The organism is Caballeronia sordidicola (assembly GCF_002220365.1).
In the GTDB taxonomy this organism is placed as follows: Bacteria; Pseudomonadota; Gammaproteobacteria; order Burkholderiales; family Burkholderiaceae; genus Caballeronia; species Caballeronia sordidicola_C.
This window is the reverse complement of record NZ_MTHB01000170.1, coordinates 17856-41486: the sequence shown is the minus strand read 5'-3', so window position 1 is coordinate 41486 and position 23631 is coordinate 17856. Positions and strand designations below refer to the sequence as shown.

Below are 23631 nucleotides of genomic sequence, written 5' to 3'. Positions count from 1 at the left end.
TGCAGACACTTGCGGAAGCCGGCTGACGCCAGTACCTCGCAATCCTTCAAGGGCAACAAAAATGCATAAGCAAATCTTCGTCAACCTCGCTGTGGCGGACCTGCCGAAAGCGCGCGCGTTTTTCAACGAACTCGGCTTCAGCTTCAACCCAACGTTCAGCAACGATCAGGGTGCGTGCATGATCCTCGGCGAGAACATCTTCGCGATGCTGCTCGTCAAGCCGTTCTTCCAGACCTTCACCGCGAAGTCGATCATCGACCCGAAGCAGCAGGTCGAAGCGCTCACGTGCCTGTCGTGCGAGAGCCGCGCTGAGGTCGATGAAATCGTGGCCAAGGCCGTGCGCGCGGGTGGCACGACGCCGCGGCCGGTGCAGGACCTTGGCTTCATGTATGGACACGGCTTCGACGATCTCGACGGCCACGCGTGGGAGTTCGTCTATATGGCTCCGAACGCGGACCCGCACGCGGCGGGCGCGTCGTGAGTGGAGCTTGCGGCGAGCCTGGCAGCCAGGAGTCGGCCACGCATCGCGCGATAGAGGCGGTGTGGCGGATGGAATCGGCGAAGGTGATTGCGGTCGTGGCGCGGTTGGTGCGCGACGTGTCGCTTGCCGAGGAGTTTGCGCAGGACGCGCTGATTGCGGCATTGGAGCATTGGCGTGTGGATGGCGTGCCGGACAATCCGGGCGCGTGGCTGATGACCACGGCAAAGCATCGTGCGCTGGATCGCTTGAGGCAGGATGCGTTGCACGCCCGCAAGCACGAGGAGTTGGGACTCGACATGGATGCGCGCGAGGAGCACGTCACGCCGGATTTCGTGGATGCGCTGGACGCCGCGCGTGAGGACGATATTGGCGACGACTTGCTGCGACTCGTGTTCACCGCGTGTCATCCGGTGCTGTCCGTCGATGCCCGCGTTGCGTTGACGTTGCGGCTGCTCGGTGGGCTGACCACGGACGAAATCGCGCGCGCGTTCCTGCAGCCTGAGCCGACCATCGCGCAACGTATTGTGCGGGCGAAACGGACCTTGTCGGCGGCGCGCGTGCCGTTCGAAGTGCCCAAGGCCGATGCCCGGGCGGCGCGGTTGGCGTCGGTGCTGGAAGTTATCTACCTGATCTTCAACGAAGGGTATTCGGCGACCGCGGGGGATGACTGGATGCGGCCTTCGCTCTGCGACGACGCGTTGCGTCTCGGGAGGATTTTGGCGGGTTTGACGCCTGACGAGAGCGAGGTATATGGGCTGGTCGCACTGATGGAGATACAGGCGTCACGGACTCATGCACGAACCGATGCGAACGGGCGGCCAGTCTTGTTGATGGACCAGGACCGCAGCCGATGGGACCCGTTGTTGATCCGTCGCGGCCTTGCGGCATTGGAGCGGTCCGAGGCGCTGAACGGTGCACGCGGGCCTTATGCGTTGCAGGGGGCGCTGGCGGCTTGTCATGCGCGCGCGCGGCGGGCGGAGGACACTGACTGGGCGCAGATCGTGGCGCTATACGACGCGCTGGCGATGGTCGCGCCGTCGCCCGTGGTGGAACTCAATCGCGCGGTGGCAGTGGCGATGGCGTTTGGACCGGCGGCAGGGTTGGAGATAGTCGACGAGCTGGGGTCGAATCCGGCGCTCGCGAATTATCACTGGCTGCCGAGCGTGCGCGGCGACTTGCTGGCGAAGCTTGGACGTCATGAGCAGGCGCGCACAGAGTTCGAGAAGGCCGCAGGGATGACGCGTAACGTGCGGGAGAGGGAGTTGTTGCTTGAGCGGGCGGCGCAGATGCGGGGTACACGAGGATAAAGCGGGGAGGACACGTGCTATGCCTTGGAGCATTTCAAGCTGAAAAGCGCCGGCTCCCGTGCGGATGCCGGCGTTTTTTTCGAGCCATGCGAGTGGCCATGCTGGCGAGATCGCTAGCCGCTCATTCCCGTCGTCCGGCCTCCGGCGCGTACCCGCACCGCCGTCTTGCGCAGGTGCGCGCCCTGAGCCGCGGTTGCTTTCCCGCCCGAATTGCCCCAGCTCGTTTGAATGAACGAGACCACATCGGCGACTTGCTGATCGTTCAGAACGTCTGCGTAAGGTGCCATGGTGAGCGCGGACGGCGCCGCTCGGGTAGCGGGCATGGCGGCCCCGGACAGTACGATATGGATTGCCGAAGTGGGATCCCCGGTCTGCAACACCGCGTTGCCGGCGATCGCGGGAAATGCTTTGCCATTACCTTTACCGTTTGACTTGGGGCAAGCCGCGCAACGATCGAGATAAACCTGCGCACCAGCGCTCGGCACCCGTCCGGCGTATTGCGCGTGAGAGATACATTGCCCGAAGCGGTTCCGCTTTTACGCACGACGCGCAACCGGGCCGCCGACGGCAGTTTCATCGCGATGAGCGCGGTCGATCCCTTGAATCTCGCGGGTACCTTGCTGCCCGGGGAGAAAGTCCCGGCGCTGCCCGGTAATCGCGTGCTTTATCGCGATGGATCGCCGGTTGGGGCGGTTATCGCGGGGAAAACGCGTTTCCTGGTGGAACTCGATGCGCAATCGCAAGAAAGCGTGCGCTGGCATCTTGTCCGGCGCAGCTTTGACCGAATGTCCGTTTCCCCGTTAATGACGAGTCGCTGAAAGAATCAGCTGCGGTTCAAAAGAACGATGTTCGATGCCGCACTGATTGCTTGCTAAACATTACGCGAGTAAAACGAATTAACGAATCGCAAGTGCGCACGACAAATCATTCGCTTATCAATGAAAGTGGATTGAAAGTTTTGGTAGTGAGGGAGAAGCACCTGCGCCCAAAAACCATAACCCATGCAGACAATTCCACGCGAGTCGCGTTATTGATTCCAGCGGCTTTCAGCAGTGAGCATCCCGCCTGACCCGTGGTGCATCGGCTAACGGCGGCCTCTGTCATGCCGCTCCCTCATTTGACCCTGCCAGAAAAATGACGAATAAGGATATAGCGACAATTCCCCGTTCCTTTCAGATCGTTTTAAACCCATGCTAAAGTTTTATCGCCCAAACGCCGTTAATTACTTGGTGATGTCGGGTAATGCCAAAAGCCGAACCCGTCAAATCTGGAAAATCATGTCGAGCCCTGTTATGGAGGCAGAGTGACGCCATGTCTACACCCATCAGATTCGACAGTGCCGATTTCCCCGAGAATGACGCCGAGGAAATCTGGCGCGAAGGACTCGACGCCATATTCGAGATCCAGCGCCCGAAAGATCCACCCGCGCCGTTTAGCGCGAAAATGGAAAGCTGGCCTTTAGGTTCAATGCTGCTCATGTCGCATGTCGTGCGCGGAGACGTCGAATTTCAGCGTACCCGCCGCCGGATAGCGACCTCCGGCGTCGACCATTACCTCGTGCATTGCCTGCTTGACGGCACGCTGATGTCAACCTTTGGCCGCGACATCCAGCAGGTGTCGCTCGGGTCGGTAGTCGTGCGTGACCTGGTCGTCGAAAACGTCGGTTTTACCCGCGACGCGCCCATGCTGACGCTCACCATTCCCCGCCAGGGCATTGACCGGCGCACGGGCGGAGCGTTGCGCATGCATGGGTTGTCCTGGGAGGCCGCTGACCCTATCGGCCTGCTGATCGCTTCGCATATGCGCAGCCTGGTGAGCGTCGCGAGCTCGATGGACGACGAGCAGGCCCGCGTCGCGGGCGAAGCCACGCTGGACTTCGTCGCAGCCTGCGTGCTGCGGCGTGCCGAGCGCTGGGAGCAACCTGGCGATCCTCGCCTGACGCCGGTGATCCGCGCGCAGGCGTTGAGTTTTATCGAAGGCAATCTGGCGGATATGAGCCTCGGCCCGGCGAGGCTTCGAGAAATCCTGAAGGTGTCGCGAACTGCGCTCTATGAACTTTTCGAACCGATGGGCGGCGTGGCGGAGTATGTACGCGCTCGCCGGCTCGATGAAGCCATGCGCCGGCTCGAATCGCCGCTGCATGCGCGCGATCTCATTGGTGCAATTGCCTGTGCGGTCGGCTTCATGAGCGAATCGACGTTCAACCGCGCGTTCAAGGAGCGTTTCGGCTGCACGCCGACAGAAGCCCGCAAGCGACGCGCAGCCGTGGTAATGGTTGGCGCCGCGTCGCCACGGGACGACAGCAGCGGCTCCCGCGACGCTCGCGGCGTCGGCTTCAGGACCGCTGCGACAATCCGCAGCCTGGGCGGCTGAGCGCGTAAAGCAGATGTAAGCGCAGGTAAACAATTCCTGGACGCGGAACGAAATGGGCGGAAAGAGCGGACGGAATGAGAGGGTGGCAGCGTGCGTCGAAGGCATCATTGCGTGGCGCGTGCGCAGGCATCGTGAACGGTATGGACCAGGCGCCGAGGCGGGGAAAAGGAGGCCGATCATTTCTCGGCCGCTGAACGTGTAGAGGCTGTATTGCGAATCGCTGGCGGGCTTCGCGAAGAACCACGCGCTTCCGGTGCGCGTTGCGAGTGCCTTGCGCATTTGACGCAAGCCGGGGTTCCTTGGCCCTTGGGTGTTCACGACAAGCGCCGCTGCGGTGATTCCAACGGACCACTACGGCTACGACAGCCCCGATACCGCCCGGGCGCCGAGTGCAGGCAGGTGTAGCCGCGACGCCCGTTCCGCCGGATTCGGGCCCGACCACGCCTGAGCGCTGAAAAGCACAGGATCGCCGACTCAGAGAGAAAGCGTCATCAAGACGTTTCAAGGCGAAACACGCCTCGGGGGCGATGGCGCGAACATCAAGCCCGCCGCGTGTTCGACCCTAAACCAAGAAAAATGTGACATCGGGAAAACTCATGTGGCTGTTTGCTTTGTTCCAGGCTGAAACTTCGTTCGGTCGTGTGGTCAAGATGGGTACGTTCGGCGCGGCGGCTGCAGCGTTTTACGCAGGTCTCACCTCGACGCCGCAGTCGGGTGTCCAGATTGCACTGTCGCTTGCCGTGATCGCGGCGCTCTGGCTGCATGGGTATCGCGAAGGCAGGCGGTCGTCGTATGCATCGGCGCAATGCGACGCCGAGATTCGCGAGGACGAGGGCCGGATTCGGGTAGCCGGCGGCGGTGTCGATCTCATTTTGCATCTCGCGTCGCGAACGCTCACCGTCAACAAGGTGGCGAAGCGATTTGTCTCGACTGATGCTCCCGGCGAGTTTCAACGCTTGCGCTCCGGCCGCTTCGAATGGCCGTTCCGGGCGCTGGCGCTTGAACCTGAGCTTGTGTCGAATGCCCGAAGTGTCGGTGCGGTGTCCGGCGCTTCGGCAGGACGATGGACGGGGGAAGAGCGCACGGCGTCGGCATCCGATGCCGGCGAGACCACGGCGCTGGCTGGCGAACGTGCAATCGGCGTGTACTGGAAGCACCCGGGCCACGGTGATCGCCTGTTATTTTCGGTGACGGGTCCGGCAGGAAAATATGAAGCGATAGACCGCGTGTTTTCGATCTTCGCTGCATGGATCGATCACGAGGACGAAGCGCGGCGCGCGATCGAGCACCGCCATCAGGCGGAGGCGTGGCAACGCGACTGGGAAGCGAAACGGCTGGCGGAAGAACTCGACCACACGCGGCGCAGAGGGGGCAGCGCGTTCGACGAAGCCGATCCGCACATGCGCATAGCGGCCAAGGCGGCTAAAGCGGCCAAAGCGATAACGCCGTCGAGCAGGTGGTAACCGCCAGCCGTTCGCTTCAAATGCGGTCGTCGCGTGTCTTCGTTTATTGCCCGGAAGGGGAAAAAACGCGCAGACGATGACCGTCGGGGTCCAGCGCGACGAAGGTAAAGCCAAAATCCATTTCTGTCGGACGCTGGATGATTTCCAGGCCGCGCTTGACCCACTCGGCGAAGAGGCTGTGCACGGTGTCGTTGTTGTTCACCGGGAATCCGAGTTCGCCGCCACCGCCTCCCGCCGCAGCCGACGCGGGTTCGACTGTGTGCTTTGACCACAATCCCAGCTTGAGACCCGACTCCAGGATGAACATGGCAAACGTCGGAGAAGATTCGACGGGCGTTTTGCCGAGCAAGCCCGCATAAAATTCGGCGCTGACGGAAGGGTTGTCCACGTACAGGATGATGAAGTTGGGATTGGTCATGGTGTTCGCTCGCAAAGGGTCGATGGGACGCAGCCGGGTGAGCGGCCGGGAATCGAGCAGCGAGGCGGCAGTTAGCTGCCCCGGTGCTGAAGTCGAATCCATCGTAAGCGTGACTACTGCCAGTTTCTGTCAGCAGTGGAAGGATTGTCGCCGCGCCCGTTCACCGGCGTGCGCGCCAGTCTTCTACAAGCGACCGGTGCCAACCATCCCTTACGCCAGCGCCGCCGCAACGACCGCGGACAAATTCCCGATCGAAAATGGTTTTCGAAGCAGCGAGATGTTGTTGCCCATCGCGGCGTCGAGGGCGGAGGTGTCCGCGTAGCCGCTCGCGAAAACAATGGGCATGTGCAGACCCTGCGACCGCGCCAGTTTCGCCACCGCAGCGCCATCAAGATGCGGCATTGCGAAGTCCAGCACCAGCAAGTCGGGTGGATCGCTCGCCATCATGTTGAGCGCCGCACGCCCACCGGCCGCCGAGTCCACGCGATACCCCAGCGCGACCAGCGTTTCGACCATGAACGTACGCACATCCGGATCGTCGTCGACGACCAGGATTCGCGGTGCACTCAGGTCACTCGCATTGACGATAGCCGCCGCGCACGGGTCCGCTGCGGCGGCCGCAGCAGGCGAACGCCGCAGAAACAAAGACACGCGGGTGCCGCCCGGACTGCTTTCGATCTGCGCATGGCCGCCTGCCTGCTGGCAGATTCCGTACACCTGGGCGAGGCCGAGACCGGTTCCCGCACCCAGTTCCTTGGTGGTAAAAAACGGCTCGAACGCCCGGGCCGCGACGTCGGCGGGCATGCCGGTACCGGTATCGGCGACACTCAATTCCACGTACTCGCCATCGGCGAGATCGGCGTCGTCCGTGATCGTCCACGCTACCATGCTGATGCGCAGCACGCCGCCCGTGGGCATCGCGTCGCGTGCGTTGATAGCGAGGTTGAGCAAGGCGAGTTCGAGCTGGGTCGCGTCCGCCACGACCAGGGCGTCGTCTTTGCCAAGTTCCAGTCTCAGGTCGATCCCGGCGCCCAGCGTGCGGTCGAACAGATCGGCCATGCCATGCACGAGTCGTGTCAGCCCGACCGGTTGCAATTCGAGTTTCTGCGAGCGCGAAAATGCCAGCAATTGCGCGGTCAGCTTGGCGCCGCGGCTGACGGCCCGCATGGCATTGTCGGTCCAGCGCAGCACGCGCTCGGGGTCCGAGGGCGTGCGCTTCACAAGCTCCAGGTTGCCGTGAATGGCCTGCAGCAGGTTGTTGAAATCGTGGGCCAGGCCACCGGTCAACTGACCAACCGCCTCCATTTTCTGCGCCTGGTGCAGGCGGGCTTCCATCTGCCGTTGCTGCGAGAGATCGGAGATCACGCCGCAGATCAGGCGGTCCTGGTCACGCTCTGCCTCGAGCGCCTTGAAGCTGCAGTGGACGGGAGTTTCCCCGCTGGGCGACAGCACCGTGAGTTCGTCGCGGGCAGTACCGGTAGCGCTTTCGCGGATCAGCTCCTGCAAACGCGCGTGCTGGCCGTCGAGCACAAAAGCGCTGAACGCGGAGCCAACCATGTGCTCGACCTGGGCGTCGAGCAACTGTCCGGCACGTTCGTTGGCGTAGAGAATAATGCCGTCGGCGGAGAGCATCACCGCGCCCTCCTGCATCTGCTCCACGAGCACGCGATACGGCCGGTCCGCGCTCTCGAGCGTGTAGATGCGCCGGTCGTCGTCGCTGCCGACCACCACGGCGTCGACCGCGCCGCTACGGATGGCGTCGAGGGTATCTTCCGCCTCGCGCAGCCGCTCGCGCAGCTCCTCGACGGTCGCGGTTTCCAGTGAAGCGAAGTGGGATTGATCGGACATACGTGTCAGGATTTGATGGATGCGCTCGCAGACGCGCCTGAGGACGAACCTGAGGACGAACCTGAGGACGCGCTTGAGTACGCATCAACGGCTGCGTTCGACACCATCACGCCGAGCGCGGCCAGCACCTTGTTCGAATCCGAGAGGTCACCAATCACCCTGCGCAACGGCCCCGGATGCAGCTTGACCAATGTCGGCGCGGCAATGATCTGGGCCGCGACCGCGGCTTCCGGATGCAGGTAGATGTCGATTACTTCAAGCTCGAAACGGCCTGCCGCATGGACTTCCAGCAAGCGCCGCGCGTTGTCGACCGCACGCGTGGAGCGCAGCGTATTACCCGTCACATAGAGGCGCAGTACCAGCATGTCCGATGGCGGCGGGGGCGTCGCAGCGTTTGCGCCCCCTGCGCCGCCGGCTTCGACGGGCAGGGCGTTCACGAACCCGCCCTCGGCCGGAGGTCGAGACCGACCAGCACGCGCTCGGTATCGGACAAATCGCCGATCACTTTCCTGAGCGGCGCGGGCAGATGCCGCACGACGGTCGGGATCGCGAGAATCTGGTCGGCGGCTGCAAGTCGCGGGTTGATGCACAGATCGATGACCTCGATCGAATACTCATCGGCCAGGTGCGTGGCGCAGAGCGCACGCAGGTTGCGAATGGCTGCCATGGATTTCGGCGTTTCCCCCGCTATATATAACCTTAGAGAATACAAGCAAGCGCCGGGCGTTCCTGTGGCGTCCGGTTCGAGTTCCGCGGGCGCGGACGAGTATTGTTCGGTCATTCTTTCGTTCGCCGAAGTTGTGCCATCCGGTCACGGTCGGCTTCATGCAGGCGCTTGTGTTCGTCGCTTTGCTCGATCAGCGCATCAAGTTCCGATGCTTCAGCGTTGAGCGCCGACTGCAGTTCCGCGACCTGCTGCTCGACGGCTTTGCGGCGCCGCGCGAGCTCGCGCTTCTTTTGCATCACAAGTTCGTCGCGCGCGGCGGATTGGTCGCGTTCCTGCGCTTCCTGCGCAAGCCGTGCGGAGCCTGTCAGCACGCCGCCCGCGCCTATATATGCCGGCACCATGGCGATTCCCTCATTGCTGATCTGATATTCGCGGACCTGGTTCGAATGATCCATGCCACGCGATTTCAGCACGTAGACAAGCCGGTTGCGCTCGCCGTTCGTTTCAATATGCGATAGCGAAATCCAGGTATCCATCAGCGACGAAATGCTGCGGTCGTTCAAGCTGGATGCCTGGTCGATGCTGCTGAGACTTGTAAAAACTGCCGTAATGCCGCGGGATTTGAGGAGATCGACAAGTCGTAAGAGCGTCGCGTGCACTTCCGACTCCACGCCCCGCAAGGACGAAATCGGGTCGATCACCACGGCGCTCGGCTTGAACAGGTCGATGTCGCGAACCATCCGCGCCAAATGCATTTCCAGCCCGAAAAAACTGGGCCGGGCCGATTCGATCCTGAGCGTGCCGTCCAGGCAGTGCGCAAGATCCACGCCCACTGAACGCATGTTGCGCACGATCTGTTCGGGAGATTCTTCAAAGGCGTACCACAGCGTGCGCTCGCCGAGTGCGCAGCGTGCCTCCACGAATTTCGCGGCAAAGGTGGTTTTGCCCGTTCCCGCGAGTCCCGACACGAGTACGCTAGAGCCCACGAAATAACCGCCCACCCCGAGCATGGAATCGAGATCCGCGATGCCCGTCGAGATGACGTCGCTCGACGTCAGGTGCGCCAGGCCCGCTGATGTAATGGGGAGGACGCTGATGCCGGTGGTATCGATAAGAAACGGGTATTCGTTGGTCCCATGCGCCGAGCCGCGATATTTAACGATCCTCAGGCGCCGCGTGGCGACCTGGTTTTCGACCCGGTTGTCGAGCAGGATCACGCAGTCGGACACATATTCCTCAATGCCGTGCCGTGTCAACCGGTTCGGGTCGCCAGTTCCGCGCTCCGCGGTCACGATGGCCGTGACGCCGCGTTCCTTCAGCCAGTCGAACAGGCGCCGCAACTCGGTGCGCAGCAAGACGGCGTCGGGGAAACTGGCGAACAGTGCTTCGAGTGTGTCGAGTACGACGCGCTTTGCGTTCACACTCTTGATGGCGTGGTCGAGCCGCACGAACAGGCCTTCGAGGTCGTATTCGCCGGTGTCTTCGATTCCCGCGGGATCGATCTTGACGTGATCGATGGCGAGTTTCTTCTCGTCGATCAGCGACATGACGTCGTAGCCGAGCGACGCCACGTTCGCGGCCAGGTCCTCCGCGGATTCCTCGAAGCTCACCAGCACGCCAGGTTCACCATACTTCAGTACGCCTTCCACCAGGAACGTCATGGCGAAGAGGGTCTTGCCGCATCCTGCCGCGCCGCACATCAGGGTCGGACGGCCCGCCGGCAAGCCGCCGAGGGTGACGTCGTCGAACCCTGAAATGCCTGTCGGCGATTTTGAAAGCACTGCTCCGGTCATTGTTTTTCTTCGTAAGGATTAACAGGAAGGCACCACAGCCGGCCCAGGCTCGATACCTGCGCCAGTTGGTCCGCGGCGACAGCGCATCTTGGCATCGCGGTACGCACGATGCAATCCAGAAGATCACGCTCGCCGGTGCCCGGGGATAGGCGTCATTTTTAAACCCTTGGCAGGAGCCACTTGACCCGTACAATTGAGCGCAGCACCGAGCAAAAAATATCGAGTACCGAGAGGTAGAATCTTGAATCCTGTTTATGGAGTTTTGCAGGCCGCCATGGACGACAGCAACGAATCCATTGCCCGCGACGTGGCCGCCATCGGCAGAATCGGCGCCGTGCCGTCCATGCTGAGCGTAATCTGCAAAAATACCGGCCTTGGTTTCGCGGCCGTGGCGCGCGTCACCGAGGGAACATGGACCGCCTGTGCCGTGCAGGATGACATTCAGTTCGGGCTGTTGCCGGGCGGCCAACTCGACGTCCATACCACACTGTGCAGCGAGTCTCGCACAATGCGCCGGCCTATCGTCGTCGACCATGCGAGCACCGATCCGCTCTACCGCGAACACCATACGCCGCGCATCTACAACATCGAGAGTTATATCTCGGTGCCGATCATTCTCCCGAACGGCGATTATTTCGGCAACCTGTGCGCAATCGATCCGCGTCCAGCGCTGGTCTCGGACGCACGAACGCTCACCATGTTCACGCTCTTCGCAGAACTGATTGCACTGCAACTGGAGAGCGAGAACGAACGCTCGGCGACCGAAGCCGCGCTTCTCAGCGAGCGGACGACCGCCGAGTTGCGCGAGCAGTTCATTGCCGTGCTGGGCCACGATCTGCGCAATCCGCTTGCCGCCGTGGGCGCAACTGCGGAATGGCTGGCACGTCGTAGCAGCGAACCGGAACTGGTGACCATCGGCACGCGGTTGCGGGCGACTACGCGGCGCATGTCGCGGCTGATAGATGACGTGCTCGATTTCGCCCGCGGCCGCCTCGGCACGGGTATCGGCGTGTCACTTGCTCCGGTTGACGATCTCCCCGACGCGCTCGGCCATGTGGTCACGGAACTGCGCGACGCGAATCCGCAACGTGTCGTACTGGAACAGATCGCGGTGGACGGCCGCGTCTACTGCGACCGGGGGCGCGTCCAGCAACTGCTGTCCAACTTGCTGGCTAATGCGCTGACGCATGGCGCCCCGGATCAACCGGTGCGGGTGGTGGTATCGGTGGATGCCGGCGAGCTTACGGTCTGCGTCTCAAACGTCGGTGCGCCGATCGCGCCGCCGGACCTGGAAAAGGTCTTCGAACCGTATTGGCGGCCGGCAACCAGTCAGCCGGGCGGCGGACTCGGGTTGGGACTCTATATTTGCTCACAGATCGTCAACGGGCACGGCGGGACGTTGTCCGTGAGTTCATCGGTGGAGACGGGGACCTGTTTTGTGGCACGGATTCCCGTGAATGACAGGGTGTGAACGCACGCCGCCACCATAAGCACCAAGCACCAAGCACCAAGCACCAAGCACCAGGTTCGTAGCGCTCCGCTTTTTCCGATTCGTCGCTGACGCTTTCGCGACGATCGAGCCTTTCAGTCATTCTCCCCCAACCCTCTCCATACAAACCCGGATTGTCCCCCTCAATTCGGCGCTGCTATCGTTCGCTGGCACTTGTGGAAGCGCTTCCACTCCACCGCTCAACAGGAGTTCTCGTGGCACTCGACGCATCCGTTGTCTCAAGCGATCCGTTTTCCCCTCCGTCCGATTCAGCCCTCTGGCGACGTGACTTTCTACTGGGTGCAGCAACGGCCTCCTATCAGATCGAAGGCGCCGCCAGCGAAGACGGCCGGCTCCCGTCGATCTGGGACACGTTCTCGGCCACGCCAGGCAAAGTGCTGGCCGGCGACACCGGCGAGGTCGCTTGCGATCACTATCATCGGTGGGAATCGGACCTTGACTTGCTTTGCGCGCTTAACGTCGACGGATATCGCCTATCCATTGCATGGCCGCGCGTCATGGATGAAGCGGGGCGTCCGAACCGCAAAGGGATCGACTTTTATAAGCGCCTGATCGGGCGGCTGAAAGAGAAGGGCCTCAAGACCTTTGTCACGCTGTATCACTGGGACTTGCCGCAATATCTGGAAGATCGCGGCGGCTGGCTGAATCGCGACATAGCGTATCGCTTCGCCGATTACGCCGACCTGATGAGCCGCGAACTGAGCGGTGAGGTCGATGCCTGGGCCACGCTCAACGAACCCTGGTGCTCCGCGTACCTTGGCTACGGCAACGGCCATCATGCGCCGGGTCTGGCGAACGACCGCTACGCGACCCAGGCCATGCATCACCTGCTGCTCGCGCACGGTACGGCCGTGCCGGTCCTGCGGGCAAACGATCCGGCGTCGCTCAAGGGCATTGTCGCGAATGTGGGCCGTGGTACCGCCGATACCAACAGCGAAGCCGATGCACGTGCCGCGCATCTTTTTGAAGTCCAGCACAACGCGTGGATACTCGACCCGCTGTTGAAAAAGGCTTATCCCAAGGACCTTTTCGAACTATGGCCGGGCACCGAGCCGCTGGTGCTCGACGGCGATATGGAAACCATAGGCACGCCGCTCGACTTCCTCGGCATCAACTATTACTTCCGTACGAACGTGAAGAGCGACGGCGCGCATGGTTTTACGGAAGTGCCACTGCCAGGCGTCGAGCGCACGCAGATGGGCTGGGAGATTCATCCCGATGGCCTGCGCGACCTGCTGATCGGATTCAACAAGACGTATGCTTCATTGCCGCCGATCTATATCACTGAAAACGGCATGGCCTCCGACGACAAGGTAATCGATGGACGCGTCGACGATCCGCAGCGCATCTCGTTCCTCAAGCGCCATCTTGCCGCCGTGGATAGCGCGATCAAAGCAGGCGTCGACATACGCGGATATTTCATCTGGTCGCTGATGGATAACTTCGAATGGGCCTTCGGTTATGAACGCCGCTTCGGAGTATTTCATGTCGACTACAAGACGCAGAAACGCACCATGAAACACAGCGCCGAACTGATTGCGAAGTTCCTTGAGGAGCGCAACACCAAAGCCCGCGCCTGACCCGTAGTTCGTTTCAATGCCGAATCCGTTGGACCCTGTGAATGACGGGGCCAATAGAAGACATAGCCCGGAGGAGACTTAATGAACAGCATGAAAAAACTGGTCGTCAGTGTCATTGCAGCCGTTGCGACGATGAGCGCGGCGCACGCGGATCCGTTGAAAGCCACCGTGATCCACTGGTGGACATCGGGCGGCGAGTCAGCGGCCATCAAGCAGTTCGCCGATGCCTATAACAAGGCGGGCGGGTTGTGGATCGACCAAGCCGTGGCCGGCGCGGACCAGGCGCGCTCCACGGCAATCAACCGCATCATGGGTGGGGACCCTCCGACCGCCGCGCAGTTCAATACGTCGAAGCAATTCCACGACATCATCGACCAGGGGTTGCTGAACAACGTGGACGATGTCGCGGCCAAGGAGAACTGGGACAAGATCTTTCCGGCGTCGATCATTGAAAGCATCAAGTCGAACGGGCATTACTACGCGGCGCCGGTGGACATCCACATGCCGGCCTGGTTCTTCTATTCGAAGCCGGCGTTCCAGAAGGCCGGCATCACGAAGGAGCCGGCGACCTACGATGAGTTCATCGCGGATCTCGACAAGCTGAAAGCGGCTGGCGTGATTCCGCTCGCGCTCGGTGGTCAGGCATGGCAGGAGAAGATCACCTTCGACGCCGTGTTCGCCGATGTCGGCGGCCCGGACCTTTATTTGAAGGTATACCGCGATCGCGATGTGAACGCGGTCAAGTCCGACGCGTTCAAGAAGGTGCTGACGCAGTTCAAGCGTCTGCATAACTATGTTGATCCCGGCTCGCCGGGTCGCAACTGGAACGACGCGACCGCGCTGGTGATCTCCGGCAAGGCCGGCGTGCAGATCATGGGCGACTGGGCGAAGGGCGAGTTCTCCGCAGCCAATCAAACGGCGGGCAAGGACTTCGGCTGCTTCCCTGGCTTCGGTCCGCATTCGCCGTATCTTGTGGCAGGCGACGCGTTCGTGTTTCCGAAGACCGACGACCCCAACGCAATCAAGGCGCAGAAACTGCTCGCGACGGTCATGACGTCCCCGGCTGCGCAGGTGGCGTTCAGCGCGAAGAAGGGGTCGATTCCGATTCGCTCGGACATCGACGATTCGAGTCTCGACATGTGCGCGAAGGAGGGCATCGCGATCATGAAGGACAAGTCGCGGCAGTTGCCGAATCCGGAAATGCTGACGCCGCCTGATATCAACGGTGCGTTGCAGGACGTCATCACCAACTTCTGGAACAAGAACCAGTCGGTGGAGGACGCCCAAAAGGCCTTCGCCAGCGGGCTGAAGAGCTGATGGCGGCGACGCCTGCCGGCAAGACCCTGCGCGCTTCGGCTGCTCACGCGAAGCGCAAGCCGCTGAAGAAGCGGTTTGCGCTGGCCGCTTATATTGCGTTGTTGCCGATGGCGCTCACGGTGGTGTTCGCTTATCTCGGCACGATGGTATGGAGCTTGCGCACGTCGTTCACGAACTCGCGCACGTTCGCGTCGAATAGTTTTGCGGGCGTGTCGCAATACGTGCGGCTCTTCAATAACGACCGGTGGATGCTGTCGCTGCAAAACATCGTGATCTACGGGGTTTTGTTCATCGTCATCTGCCTCGCGATCGGGTTGCTGCTGGCGGTGTTTATCGACCAGAAGGTGGTGGCGGAGGGCGCGCTGCGCACGGTCTTCCTGTATCCGTACGCCATGTCGTTCGTCGCGACGGGTCTCGTGTGGCAGTGGATCCTGAATCCGGAGTTGGGTATTCAGGAGGTGCTGCACCGGATCGGTTTCACGCACGCACGCTTCGACTGGATCGTCGATCAGGATCGCGTGATCTACACGCTGGTGATTGCAACGGTCTGGCAGGCCTCGGGGCTCGTGATGGCGCTGTTGCTCGCGGGGCTGCGCGGTATTGATGAAGAAATCTGGAAGGCGGCGCGCATAGATGGCATTCCGCGCTGGCGTGTCTATGTCAGCATTGTCATCCCCATGCTCGGCGCGTCCATTTCAACGGCCTTCATCCTGCTGTTCGTGATGGTCATCAAGCTCTACGATGCAGTGGTCGCCATGACGCAAGGCGGTCCCGGCACGGCAAGCGAAGTGCCCGCGAAGTTCATCATGGACTATCTGTTCGGACGCGCGAATCTCGGGCTGGCGTCGGCGGCGTCGATCGTTCTTCTCGTGACCGTGCTGGCGATCCTGGCTCCTGTCTTTTATATTCGCAGCCGTGCATTACGGCTCAGGGATTCCCGATGAACGCGCCACGCCACCCTTTAAGACGGAGGTCGCGCTTCACGCCGGCGCGCTTGGGCGTGTATGCGTTCCTGTTGACCTCAGCCTTGTTTTTCCTGCTGCCGCTGTACGTGATGCTCGTCACGTCGGTCAAGCCGATGACGGAAATTCGTCTCGGCAACATCCTGTCGCTGCCGGTGCATTTCACGCTGGATGCGTGGCGTGTCGCGTGGCAATCCGCGTGTACGGGGCTGGATTGCCAGGGCATTCAAGTCGGCTTCTGGAACTCGGTTCGCATTGTCGTGCCGAGTACGGTCCTGTCCATTCTGGTGGGTGCGGTAAACGGTTATGCGCTGTCGTACTGGAAACCGCGCGGCGCCTCCACCTTGTTTGCGATCCTGCTGGTGGGCGCGTTCATCCCCGTGCAGGTGATGGTCTATCCGCTCGTGCGGGTGCTTGCAACGGTGCATTTGTTCAGCTCGTTGCCCGGCATAGTGCTGATCCACACCATCTTCGGCATGCCTGTGATGACCCTGCTGTTCCGCAATTATTATGCGGCGCTGCCACATGAACTTTTCCAGGCGGCGCGCGTGGACGGTGGCGGTTTCTGGCGCATCTTCCTGCAACTGATGGTGCCCATGTCCACACCGATCATCGTGGTCGCCGTCATCATGCAGGTCACCGGCATCTGGAATGACTTCATCCTGGGTCTCGTTTTCGCGGGCACGAAGAACCTGCCGATGACCGTGCAACTGAACAACATCATCAACACCACGACAGGCGAGCGTCTCTACAACGTCAACATGGCGGCGACCATCCTCACGTCCATGGTGCCGCTTGTCATCTACTTCGTTTCGGGTCGCTGGTTCGTCCGCGGCATTGCTTCCGGTGCGGTCAAGGGTTAGTCCAGGGCTCATTCATGTCTACAGTCATGTCGAACGTTTCAATCCGCGACCTGGAGATCCAGCTGGGCTCCAATAAGATCATCGAGTCGCTCGATCTTGAGGTCGAACCGGGTGAGTTCCTCGTATTGCTCGGTCCTTCGGGGTGCGGCAAATCCACCTTGCTGCATAGCATTGCAGGACTGATCGATGTGAGCGGCGGCAGCATCGAGATCGGTGGCCAGGATATGACGTGGGCCGATCCGAAAGACCGCGGTATCGCGCTCGTGTTCCAGTCCTACGCGCTGTATCCAACCATGAACGTCGAGCGTAACCTCTCGTTCGGTTTGCGCATTGCCGGTACGCCCAAAGCCGAGATCGAACGGCGCGTCACACGGGCGGCCGAGATGTTGCAGCTTGGTCCATTACTCAAGCGCAGGCCCGCGCAGTTGTCGGGCGGCCAGCGTCAGCGTGTGGCGATCGGCCGGGCCATCGTGCGGGAAGCGGACGTGTTCCTCTTCGACGAACCGCTCTCCAACCTCGACGCAAAGCTGCGCACGGAACTCAGGCGTGAGCTCAAGCAACTGCATAAGCGCCTCGGCGCAACCATGATCTACGTGACCCACGACCAGGTCGAAGCGATGACGCTGGCGACCCGCATGGCCGTCATGCGCGGTGGCGTGATCCAGCAGATCGGCACGCCCGCGCAGGTGTACGCGCATCCGAATAATCTGTTCGTTGCCACGTTCCTTGGCTCGCCGGGTATGAACTTGCTGAAGGGCGCGTTGCATCGCGAGGGCGGTGGAGTGCGGTTTCGCAATGAGCACGTCGATATCGACGTCACCGCGTACCCGTTTCTTCAGTCACCTCCGGAGAAGCAGCCGTGCGTGCTCGGCGTGCGTCCGGAGGATGTCTCCATCGACCCGGCGTTCAGACATCGCGCTACGGTGTCGCTCGTCGAACCAATGGGCAATCACCGGGTAATTTGGCTCGATTATCATGGCGCCCAAATCGCGTCGATCGCGCAGGACACGGCGACGGCGGCGGTTGACGAGATGACCGGCTTTTCGATCGACGGCAAGCGCGTCTCGCTCTTCGATGAAACCGCCGGGGATCGGCTCTGAATGAGCGCCAAGCCGACATGAAGCACTTATTCACGGAGTAACAGTGGCAACCCTGAAGGACGTCGCGGTTCTTGCCGGCGTAGGCATGTCCACGGCATCGCGCGCTATCTCCGGTCGCGGACCCGTTTCCGCCGATGCGCTCGCGCGCGTGCAGGCGGCGATCGCCGAGCTGAATTTCCGGCCATCATCGCTCGGGCGGGCGCTGTCGACGCAATCGCTTGGCATGATCGGCATTTTCGTGCCGACGTTCTTCGGCCCGTACTACGGCACGATCCTCAAGCAGACCGATACCGAGTTGCGCAAGGTGCATCGCCATGTGGTGGTGGCAACGGGTTGCGGCGACGACTCACCGCGCGACCAGGCAATTGAAGCGGTGCAGTTCCTGATCGCTCGCGATTGCGATGGGGTAGTGGTGACGAGCCACGACCTGCATGACGACGACCTCATCAAGTTGCACCGCATGCATCCGAAGATGGTGTTCCTCAATCGCGACTTCGCGCAGATGCCGGAGGCGTCGTTTTGCGCGGATCATCATCGGGGCGGCGTGCTGGCGGCGCAGACGCTGCTTGCGCATAAACACAAGAAAATAGCCGTGATTTCGGGGCCTTTCGAGGCTTCCGACAATCATGCGCGGATCAAAGGATTTTTCGAAGAACTCGCGCGCAACGGCATTGACCGGGCTGAGGTCCAGTTGATCGAATCGGACTTTTCGCCGGACGGCGGATATGACTCGGTGCGCCAACTGCTGGCGTCGAAGAAAAAGTTCACCGGCCTGTTCTGCGCCAACGACACCATGGCCATTGGCGCCTTGTCGTGTTTGCAGCAAGCGGGCATGTCGGTGCCGCACGATATGTCGGTGGTGGGTTACGACGACGACTATTCGGCCGCGTTCTCCGCACCGGGCCTGACATCGGTCCACATCCCGACCGCCGATCTCACGCAGAACGCCGTTCGATGGCTGCTCAACGCGTGCTACGGGACTGCTTACACGATCTATCGCGAGTTTCCCGTGACCGTCACGAACCGCGCGTCGGTTGCCGCTCCAGCGAAACGAATGCGCACTTGAATTAACGAGGTGACGTGACGCCAGCGCAGCGCTTAAACACTTGTCTGCGCGCGCCGCAGACGCTCGCGGCTGTTGATCAGATGGAGCCGCATGGCGGTGCGCGCCGAGTCGGCGTCACCCCGCTCGATGGCATCGCAGATTTGTTCATGCTCGCGATTCACGCGCGTCAGATAGTCCGCGTACTGGGCGGGTGGAATCTGCGTGGCAGTGAGGCGGGTGCGCGGAATCATGTGGGTGCCGAGATGCGTCATGATGTCCACGAAATAGCGGTTGCCGGTGGCCTGTGCGATTTCGAGGTGAAAGCGGATATCGGGCGATATGGTCCCGTTCGCTTCGCCCAGGTTGCGCTCGAAGTCGCTCAGCGCGCGCCTCATGGCAGCGATCCGTGCTTTGTCACATCGCGCCGCAGCCAGTCCTGCGCTCTCGGTCTCCAGGCTGATGCGCAGCTCGAGCACGGCGAGGGCGTCGATGGAACCCGCCACGTCCGCAGGGTCGAGCTGGAGGAGTCCTCTGGCCGGCGCCTCGCAGACGAAGGTGCCAATGCCATGCCGCGTCTCCACGAGTCCCGCTGCCTGTAGCTTGGACAATGCCTCGCGTACGACGGTGCGGCTCACGTTGAAGCGCTGCACCATTTCCGCTTCGGTTGCGAGCCGGGCGCCCACTTTGAGTTCGGCAGTTTCGATCTGCTGACGCAGCGCATCGACCAGTTCGGTCGTCAGGCTGCGCCGCACCGGATGGTAAGCCGGGGTTTCGAAGACGGCACGAGTCGATCTCTGCACGGCGACCTCGGTTGGGATAATGTTTCACCAAAGTTGACAAACGGGTTTGCGAATGATTATATGCACGCATGTAGTCATATGACAACGTACAATAAAAGCTGAATCAAGCGGTGATCCGATCGAAAGGAGCGTGAAAGCTCCCGGTCACCGCGCTTAATTGGAGACAGGCTCACATGGCCAATCAAGAACACGCAGCCCCGTTTAAACGCCTGTTGCTGACCGGTGCCGCCGGCGGCGTCGGCCGAGTCATTCGTTCGCGCGTGGCCGCATTCGCGGACAAGATCAGGGTGTCGGATCTCGTGACGGCGTTGCCCCTGGAAGGGGCGCCGAATGAGGAAGTCATCCCGTGCGATCTCTCGGACAAGCAGGCGGTCGACGCGCTGGTTGCCGGTTGCGACGCGGTCATCCATCTCGGTGGGGTATCGGTGGAGCGGCCCTTCGAAGAAGTGCTGGAAGCCAATATCAAAGGGGTTTACAACCTCTACGAAGGCGCTCGCCGGCATGGCGTCAAGCGGGTCGTCTTCGCCAGCTCCAATCATGTGACCGGGTTTTATCGGCAGGACGAGAAGATCGACGCGCATGCGCTGCGACGTCCCGACGGTTACTACGGCCTGTCCAAATCGTTCGGTGAAGACGTAGCCCAGTTCTATTTCGATCGATACGGAATCGAGACGGTGAGTATTCGTATTGGTTCAACGTTTCCCGAGCCGAAGGATCGCCGGATGATGGCGAGCTGGCTTAGCTACGACGACCTGCTCGATCTCCTGCAACGCAGCCTCTTGACGCCGGATGTCGGTCATACCGTGGTCTATGGGATGTCAGACAACACGGTCACATGGTGGGACAACCGCTTTGCGTCGAAGCTGGGATTTGTGCCGCGTGATTCGTCGGAGCCGTTCCGGGCGAAGATCGACGCGCAGCCGGCGCCCGAGCCCGGCAGTGCTGTCGCCGTGCTGCAGGGCGGGGCGTTCGCCACAACCGGACCGTTCGAATAAGGTTCGAATAAGGTTTGAATAGCGCGTTGATCAAGGCCGCCAGCCCGGCGACGGGCGGCGCCGCGCGCCCGCTGTGGCGACGAAAGACCGGCGCCGCTCGCGTACTAACCTAGACATTGCTGCGATGACTTTCTCTCTCGATTTCAGCCCGCTGCTTCCGTACTGGCCCGTCTTCCTGAAAGGCGCCTGGCTGACGCTGAAGATGACGAGCGTGGCGGTGTTCTTCGGTGTGATCCTGGGTACGCTGGTTGCGTTCGCCAAGCGCGGCCGGAACCGGCTTTTATCGCGGTTCTGCTCGATCTATATCGAGGCTGTGCGCAACACGCCTTTTCTCGTGCAGATCTTCCTGCTGTACTTCGGGCTTGCCAGCTTCGGCGTGCGCATGCCGACCTTCGCCGCCGCCGCGCTCGCGATGGTGATCAACATCGGCGCTTACGCGGCAGAGATCATTCGTGCAGGTCTTGAATCGGTGCCGCGCGGGCAGATCGAGGCGGCCGAATGCCTGGGGCTGTCGCGCTGGCGGATCGGCTGGCATGTGATGCTTCAGCCATCGATCGAAAAGGTTTATCCCGCGCTGACCAGCCAGTTCCTGCTGATGATGCAGGCCTCGGCCATAGCGTCGCAGATCTCGGCGGAAGAGCTCACGGCAACGGCGAACACCGTGCAGTCCGATACCTTCCGCTCGCTCGAAACGTACATTGTCGTGGCGCTGCTGTATCTGGCGTTGTCGCTGCTGATCAAGCTGATTGCGTGGGCCGTGGGCGAGGTTGCGTTCAAGCGGCGGCGGGTCATGCGTAAAGCCGCGGAACGGGCCGGCAAGCCGGTGCCGGATCAGGGGCGTATCGATACGGTGATTCCCGGAGGTGCGGCATGACCGGCGGCTTCACTACGGCACATCTGTTTTATCTCGTGCACTCGATCTGGTGGACCCTCGTGCTCTCGGCACTCGCCTTTGTGCTGGGCAGCATCGGCGGCTTCGGCGTGATGCTCGCGCGCATCTCGCCGCGCCGCTGGCTCAGCCGTCCCGCAATGGTCTATATCGAAGCAATTCAAGGCATTCCGCTGCTGATCCTGCTGTTCATCGTCTACTTCGGTTTGTCCGTGTATGGCGTCCAGGTGCCCGCGCTGGTCGCGGCCGGCCTCGCGCTGATGGTCTACACGAGCGCGTATCTCGGCGACATCTGGCGCGGCTGTATTGACGCCATGCCGAAGCCTCAGTGGGAAGCCGCTGAGTGCCTGTCATTGACGCGCTGGCAGACCTTGCGCCTCGTGATCATTCCGCAGGCGCTGCGTCTCGCGCTGCCGCCAACGGTGGGTTTCCTGGTGCAGGTCATCAAGATGACGTCGCTCGCTTCGGTGATTGGTTTTGTCGAATTGACGCGCGCAGGGCAGATCATCAACAACTCGATTTTTCAGCCGTTCCTCGTGTTCGGGCTGGTCGGGGTCTTCTATTTCGTGCTGTGTTATCCGCTCTCGCGCTGGAGCCAATCGATGGAGAAAAAGCTCAATGTCGGCAATCGTTAAGCTCGGGGACGTCTACAAGAGCTTCGGCTCGAACCAGGTGCTCAAGGGCGTGTCGCTGGAAGTGGCCAAGGGCGAAATGATCGCCGTGATCGGCGCGAGCGGTTCCGGAAAGAGCACGGCGCTTCGCTGTATCGATCGCCTGGAGACCATCGACCGAGGCACGATCGAGGTATGCGGCATTCGTGTCGATGACCCGAAGGTAGACCTGCACCAGTTGCGCCGCGAAGTCGGCATCGTGTTTCAAAGCTACAACTTGTTCGCGCATCTGAGCGTTGAAGAAAACATCATGCTGGCGCTGCGCCACGTGAAAAAACTCGGACGCGACGAAGCGCGCCGCGTGGCGATGGGCGTGCTCGACCAGGTCGGCCTCGCGCAGAAAGCTGATGCCTACCCGGAGCAGCTTTCAGGTGGACAGCAGCAGCGTGTCGCGATTGCGCGGTCGCTCGCGATGTCACCGAAGGTCATGTTGTTCGACGAAGTAACGTCCGCGCTTGATCCGCAACTGACCGGCGAAGTGCTGCGCGTGATGGAAGATCTGGCGAAGGACGGCATGACCATGTTGCTGGTCACGCACGAGATGGCGTTCGCCAAGCGCATGGCGGACCGGATCATTTACATGCACCAGGGGAAGGTGTGGGAAGTGGGTAGCGGCGACATGCTCGATGCACCGCAGACGCCCGAGTTGCGCACGTTCCTGAACAACGGCTTATAGCCTGTGGTTTGCAGGCTGGGCCCGAAGAACATCTTTTGAACTGACATAAAAATGGAGACTGCTTTGAAGACCCACCAATTCATCATGCGCGGCTGCGTGGCCGCTTTGTTACTCGCGGGCGTAGCGCACAGCGCGATGGCCGACCAGCTCGACGACATCAAGAAGGCAGGCAAGATCCGCGTGGCGATTGCGATGGGCACGCCGCTTTTCAGCTATGCCGATGCCAACCTTCAGCCTGCGGGGTCCGACGTGGACACGGCCGTGGCGCTTGCCAAGGACCTCGGCGTGAAGCTCGAGCTCGTGCAGATCACGAATGCCGCGCGCGTGCCGACCTTGCAGGCCAAGCGCGCGGACCTGGTGATAGCCGATCTCTCGATCACGCCTGAACGTGCGAAGGTCGTCGACTTCTCGATTCCCTATGCGGTCATCACGATCATCGTAGGCGGGACGAAGAACGAGACCGTCAAGAATTACGATGACCTGAACGGCAAGACCATCGGTCTCACGCGCGCCACCGTGAACGACACCATCACGACACAAATGGCGAAGGGTGCTCAGATTCAGCGTTATGAAGACGACGCGACGCTGATTACATCGGTGGTGACGGGGCAGGTTGACATCTTTTCGAGCACGCCCTCGAACCTGGCCGAGATGGTCAAGCGCGCGCCGAATCGCAATCTGGAACTGAAGTTCCCGCAGAAGGATTTCGACCTGGGCATTGCGATGAACAAGGACGAGCCGAAGCTCAAGGAGTGGGTCAATAACTGGGTGAGCACGAACCAGAAAAATGGCGCGCTCAACACGATCTACAAGAAGTATCACGGCCACGATTTGCCCGCGAGCGTGACGAAGGGTTAAGCGAAGTGTGAAGCC

General features: G+C 61.4%; 24 protein-coding genes. 17 read left to right on the top strand and 7 right to left on the bottom strand.

From position 1 onward, the window contains the following. The first annotated feature begins 61 nt into the window (after window positions 1-61). Window positions 62-481, top strand: a complete 420-nt coding sequence (locus BSU04_RS25235) for a VOC family protein (protein WP_089163138.1) — start codon at window positions 62-64, stop codon at window positions 479-481. Continuing rightward, entirely contained in the window at window positions 478-1788 is a 1311-nt protein-coding gene (locus tag BSU04_RS25230) for an RNA polymerase sigma factor (RefSeq protein ID WP_256983281.1), read from the top strand. The genes BSU04_RS25235 and BSU04_RS25230 overlap by 4 nt, the downstream gene beginning before the upstream one ends. Before the next feature lie 113 nt (window positions 1789-1901). On the opposite strand, the gene BSU04_RS25225 is transcribed toward BSU04_RS25230, so the two are convergent. Next, the gene (locus BSU04_RS25225; protein ID WP_256983280.1) at window positions 1902-2273 is read right to left on the bottom strand and encodes a c-type cytochrome; all 372 of its coding nucleotides are present in this window, start codon (window positions 2271-2273) and stop codon (window positions 1902-1904) included. 18 nt (window positions 2274-2291) lie between these two features. On the opposite strand from BSU04_RS25225, the gene BSU04_RS25220 reads away from it, so the two are divergent. The 3 genes from BSU04_RS25220 (at window position 2292) to BSU04_RS25210 (ending at window position 5624) form a co-directional block, all read left to right on the top strand. Continuing rightward, window positions 2292-2606, top strand: coding sequence for a hypothetical protein (locus BSU04_RS25220; protein ID WP_218827346.1), 315 nt, complete (start codon window positions 2292-2294; stop codon window positions 2604-2606). A 493-nt stretch (window positions 2607-3099) separates the two neighbouring features. Continuing rightward, window positions 3100-4161 (top strand): helix-turn-helix domain-containing protein, encoded by a 1062-nt coding sequence (locus tag BSU04_RS25215; RefSeq protein WP_179258434.1) that lies wholly within the window; start codon window positions 3100-3102, stop codon window positions 4159-4161. A gap of 596 nt (window positions 4162-4757) precedes the next feature. Beyond that, window positions 4758-5624, top strand: coding sequence for a hypothetical protein (locus BSU04_RS25210; protein WP_089163134.1), 867 nt, complete (start codon window positions 4758-4760; stop codon window positions 5622-5624). Window positions 5625-5667: 43 nt separating this feature from the next. On the opposite strand, the gene BSU04_RS25205 is transcribed toward BSU04_RS25210, so the two are convergent. The 5 genes from BSU04_RS25205 to kaiC form a co-directional block, all read right to left on the bottom strand. Further along, a complete protein-coding gene (locus BSU04_RS25205) occupies window positions 5668-6042 on the bottom strand; it encodes a VOC family protein (protein ID WP_089163155.1) in 375 nt (124 codons plus the stop codon). A 210-nt stretch (window positions 6043-6252) separates the two neighbouring features. Beyond that, window positions 6253-7890 (bottom strand): PAS domain-containing sensor histidine kinase, encoded by a 1638-nt coding sequence (locus tag BSU04_RS25200; protein WP_089163133.1) that lies wholly within the window; start codon window positions 7888-7890, stop codon window positions 6253-6255. A 5-nt stretch (window positions 7891-7895) separates the two neighbouring features. Next, the gene (locus tag BSU04_RS25195) at window positions 7896-8327 is read right to left on the bottom strand and encodes a circadian clock KaiB family protein (RefSeq protein ID WP_218827345.1); all 432 of its coding nucleotides are present in this window, start codon (window positions 8325-8327) and stop codon (window positions 7896-7898) included. After that, on the bottom strand, window positions 8324-8671 hold the full coding sequence (locus BSU04_RS25190; protein ID WP_089163132.1) for a circadian clock KaiB family protein: 348 nt from the start codon (window positions 8669-8671) through the stop codon (window positions 8324-8326). Before BSU04_RS25190 ends, BSU04_RS25195 begins: the two co-directional genes overlap by 4 nt. Then, window positions 8668-10350 carry a circadian clock protein KaiC gene (gene kaiC / locus BSU04_RS25185; protein ID WP_089163131.1) on the bottom strand — a complete coding sequence of 561 codons (1683 nt, stop codon included), beginning with the start codon at window positions 10348-10350 and terminating at the stop codon, window positions 8668-8670. The genes BSU04_RS25190 and kaiC overlap by 4 nt, the downstream gene beginning before the upstream one ends. A gap of 274 nt (window positions 10351-10624) precedes the next feature. Here kaiC and BSU04_RS25180 point away from each other — a divergent pair, with 274 nt between their 5' ends. From BSU04_RS25180 to BSU04_RS25150, 7 genes are all read left to right on the top strand, one after another. Then, window positions 10625-11821 (top strand): GAF domain-containing sensor histidine kinase, encoded by a 1197-nt coding sequence (locus tag BSU04_RS25180; protein ID WP_089163130.1) that lies wholly within the window; start codon window positions 10625-10627, stop codon window positions 11819-11821. Between the two features lie 233 nt (window positions 11822-12054). After that, window positions 12055-13440 (top strand): GH1 family beta-glucosidase, encoded by a 1386-nt coding sequence (locus BSU04_RS25175; protein WP_089163129.1) that lies wholly within the window; start codon window positions 12055-12057, stop codon window positions 13438-13440. Between the two features lie 81 nt (window positions 13441-13521). Then, the gene (locus BSU04_RS25170) at window positions 13522-14757 is read left to right on the top strand and encodes an ABC transporter substrate-binding protein (protein WP_089163128.1); all 1236 of its coding nucleotides are present in this window, start codon (window positions 13522-13524) and stop codon (window positions 14755-14757) included. Then, the gene (locus BSU04_RS25165) at window positions 14757-15701 is read left to right on the top strand and encodes a carbohydrate ABC transporter permease (protein WP_089163127.1); all 945 of its coding nucleotides are present in this window, start codon (window positions 14757-14759) and stop codon (window positions 15699-15701) included. Before BSU04_RS25170 ends, BSU04_RS25165 begins: the two co-directional genes overlap by 1 nt. Further along, window positions 15698-16582, top strand: coding sequence for a carbohydrate ABC transporter permease (locus tag BSU04_RS25160; RefSeq protein ID WP_089163126.1), 885 nt, complete (start codon window positions 15698-15700; stop codon window positions 16580-16582). Before BSU04_RS25165 ends, BSU04_RS25160 begins: the two co-directional genes overlap by 4 nt. 14 nt (window positions 16583-16596) lie before the next feature. After that, the gene (locus tag BSU04_RS25155) at window positions 16597-17682 is read left to right on the top strand and encodes an ABC transporter ATP-binding protein (RefSeq protein ID WP_089163125.1); all 1086 of its coding nucleotides are present in this window, start codon (window positions 16597-16599) and stop codon (window positions 17680-17682) included. A 43-nt stretch (window positions 17683-17725) separates the two neighbouring features. Continuing rightward, window positions 17726-18748 carry a LacI family DNA-binding transcriptional regulator gene (locus BSU04_RS25150; RefSeq protein ID WP_089163124.1) on the top strand — a complete coding sequence of 341 codons (1023 nt, stop codon included), beginning with the start codon at window positions 17726-17728 and terminating at the stop codon, window positions 18746-18748. 32 nt (window positions 18749-18780) lie between these two features. Here the strand turns inward: BSU04_RS25150 and BSU04_RS25145 are convergent, their stop codons facing one another. Next, window positions 18781-19527 carry a FadR/GntR family transcriptional regulator gene (locus tag BSU04_RS25145; protein WP_179258433.1) on the bottom strand — a complete coding sequence of 249 codons (747 nt, stop codon included), beginning with the start codon at window positions 19525-19527 and terminating at the stop codon, window positions 18781-18783. Window positions 19528-19700: 173 nt separating this feature from the next. Between BSU04_RS25145 and BSU04_RS25140 the strand changes: the two genes are divergently transcribed. The 5 genes from BSU04_RS25140 (at window position 19701) to BSU04_RS25120 (ending at window position 23616) form a co-directional block, all read left to right on the top strand. Next, complete coding sequence (locus BSU04_RS25140; RefSeq protein WP_089163122.1) at window positions 19701-20522, top strand: NAD-dependent epimerase/dehydratase family protein; 822 nt, start codon at window positions 19701-19703, stop codon at window positions 20520-20522. A 124-nt stretch (window positions 20523-20646) separates the two neighbouring features. Next, entirely contained in the window at window positions 20647-21396 is a 750-nt protein-coding gene (locus tag BSU04_RS25135; RefSeq protein WP_089163121.1) for an amino acid ABC transporter permease, read from the top strand. Beyond that, on the top strand, window positions 21393-22046 hold the full coding sequence (locus BSU04_RS25130) for an amino acid ABC transporter permease (RefSeq protein WP_089163120.1): 654 nt from the start codon (window positions 21393-21395) through the stop codon (window positions 22044-22046). The genes BSU04_RS25135 and BSU04_RS25130 overlap by 4 nt, the downstream gene beginning before the upstream one ends. Continuing rightward, window positions 22030-22758: an amino acid ABC transporter ATP-binding protein gene (locus BSU04_RS25125; RefSeq protein WP_089163119.1), complete on the top strand. Its 729-nt coding sequence runs from the start codon at window positions 22030-22032 to the stop codon at window positions 22756-22758. Before BSU04_RS25130 ends, BSU04_RS25125 begins: the two co-directional genes overlap by 17 nt. An 84-nt stretch (window positions 22759-22842) precedes the next feature. After that, complete coding sequence (locus tag BSU04_RS25120; RefSeq protein ID WP_089163153.1) at window positions 22843-23616, top strand: transporter substrate-binding domain-containing protein; 774 nt, start codon at window positions 22843-22845, stop codon at window positions 23614-23616. Window positions 23617-23631 lie beyond the last annotated feature (15 nt).